Here is a 2,257-nt window from a genome sequence, read left to right on the forward strand (position 1 = left end):
ATCCACCATTTGCCCCATTAAATAAGAGCGTTCTCGGAGTTGATCCCAACAACGTTCGTTAGAAACTGCCGTACCAATCATTACATCTGAATGCCCAACTAAATATTTAGTACCTGCTTGAATAGAAATATCGATCCCGTGTGAAAGTGCAGGGAACAGCACACCACCGCCCCAAGTATTATCAATCATAATCACGATTTCAGGATTCACTTCACGAGCCACTCGCACGAGAGTTGGAATATCAGGCACTTCCATCGTAAGTGAGCTAGGACTTTCTAAGAAAAGCACCTTTGTGTTTGGCTGAATGAGCTCACGAATCCCCTCGCCAATCATCGGATCATAATAGGTTGTTGCCACACCCATATTTTTCAAAATAACATTGCAGAAATCTTGGGTAGGTTCGTAAGCCGCCCCTGTCATTAAAACGTGATCGCCTTGTGCCACAAAAGCCAAAATCGCATTGGTTACCGCTGCTGCCCCACAAGGATATAGATAGCAACCTGCACCGCCTTCAAGCTCACACATTGCATCTTGGAGGGCGAAGTGAGTCAGCGTGCCACGACGACCATAAAAGAGCTCACCTTTGTAGCGGTTTTTGGTCGCGTGTTTTTTATCCGCAACGGTTGGAAAAACAAGTGATGAAGCACGTTGAACGACCGCATTTACCGAACCTTGCGTATAGCGAGATTTGCGCCCTGCATGGACAAGTTTAGTTTCTAAGTTTGAGAATGAAGTGTCTGACATATAATTTCCTAATCTATAGTTTTAAAAAGGAAAGCGGTAGATTTTCGCAAAACTTTTGCGAAAATCTACCGCTTGCGATTATCTGAAAACGGAACGATATTGGGGGTTGCTTTTTTTAAATTGGCTAATTAGCACCAAAACGAAGAAGAGCGTGAAACAACCGAAAGCAAGAATTAGCCATTGTGGCATTCCCCAACCTAACATTTCCCATTGGCTTTCACTGCAATTAACAGGGCCTGGTGCAAAAATTTGTGGGAACCACTGGTCAAACGGCATTGTTTGCGGAAAATCAGGTTTGAATTCGCACTGATTCCAAGGTGCTGGGTTAAGTTGGTAATCAGTGTGGCGAATGGCTAAGAATAAGCCTTTGATTGCGCTGTACCCCCATAGAATAATTGCAAAATAGCGGGTGAGTTTTAAGCGAGGAGAAATAGCCCCAATAATGCCTGAAATCAATAAGCCACTAATGACTAAACGTTCATAAACGCACATTACACAAGGTTGCAAGCCCATGACATATTGGAAATAAAGCCCTGTTGATTCTAAAAGTAACGCGATAATCGCTAATAAAATCCAAGCAGTTCGGTTAAGAGAAAGTTCTTTAAAATAGGTGAGCATAATCGCCTCTTTGTGAATGAATTTGAAGCATTGTAACAATTCTTAGTGAGAGGGGAAAGGAAATAATATTGCATACATTAACTAAATAGTTTTTGCTTCTGAAAATTAAGTAATCACTATCAGTAAGAGATTTAAGCAGTTGATTTTGTAAAGAAATTTGCAAAATCGACCGCTTGTTTTTTTATGCTTGATTTATTTATAAAAAACTATTCTGCTTTGAGCATTCTTTGTTAGAATGCTAACTTCTTATATACAGGAGATCTTATGAAAAATAAAATTTTGGGCAGTGCCTTAATGATTGCGGGCACGACCATTGGCGCGGGAATGTTGGCGATGCCGCTTACTTCTGCAGGAATGGGGTTTGGAATGACGCTTGTCTTGCTCGTTGGTTTATGGTTATTGCTTACCTATACAGGCTTGCTTTTTATGGAAGTATACCAAACAGCTAAACAGCAAGATGTAGGCGTAGCAACGCTTGCCGAGCAATATTTTGGTATCACAGGGCGTGTACTTGCCACTGCTAGCTTGTTAATTTTACTTTATGCCTTATTAGCTGCTTATATTACGGGTGGTGGCTCATTGGTTTCAGGGATATTGCCTGAAAATTTAGGGGCAGATAACGCATTAAAAATCGGGATTTTAATTTTTACCTTCATTTTAGGTGCCTTCGTTGTGATTGGTATTAAAGGTGTCGATGGCCTAACCCGCATACTCTTTATGGGAAAAATTGTGGCGTTTATTGGTGTATTAATGATGATGCTTCCAAAAGCTAAATTAGAAAACCTCACCTCCGTGCCGTTAGATAATTTATTAGTGATTTCTGCAATTCCTATCTTCTTCACGTCGTTTGGTTTCCATGTGATTATGGGGAGCATCAATAGCTATTTAGAAGCAG

The 2,257-nt window shown here is 40.8% G+C and carries 3 protein-coding genes; 1 reads left to right on the plus strand and 2 read right to left on the minus strand.

Annotated features, from left to right (window positions below; all coding sequences use genetic code 11):
- Both KH943_RS09930 and dsbB read right to left on the minus strand, forming a co-directional pair.
- Positions 1-744, minus strand: a 744-nt coding sequence (locus KH943_RS09930; protein WP_304110420.1) for a PLP-dependent transferase, incomplete at its 3' end; no start/stop codon positions are given.
- Between the two features lie 78 nt (positions 745-822).
- The gene (gene dsbB, locus KH943_RS09935) at positions 823-1,362 is read right to left on the minus strand and encodes a disulfide bond formation protein DsbB (protein ID WP_304110421.1); all 540 of its coding nucleotides are present in this window, start codon (positions 1,360-1,362) and stop codon (positions 823-825) included.
- 264 nt (positions 1,363-1,626) lie between these two features.
- On the opposite strand from dsbB, the gene KH943_RS09940 reads away from it, so the two are divergent.
- The coding region (locus KH943_RS09940) for an aromatic amino acid transport family protein (RefSeq protein ID WP_304110422.1) at positions 1,627-2,257 on the plus strand (631 nt) is incomplete at its 3' end.

Source organism: Haemophilus parahaemolyticus (assembly GCF_018373095.1).
Classification (GTDB): domain Bacteria; phylum Pseudomonadota; class Gammaproteobacteria; order Enterobacterales; family Pasteurellaceae; genus Haemophilus_A; species Haemophilus_A parahaemolyticus_A.

Bases quoted from the DNA above. Each gene is read 5' to 3' on its own strand.
- dsbB (WP_304110421.1), bottom strand. From the start codon at position 1,362: ATGCTCACCTATTTTAAAGAACTTTCTCTTAACCGAACTGCTTGGATT.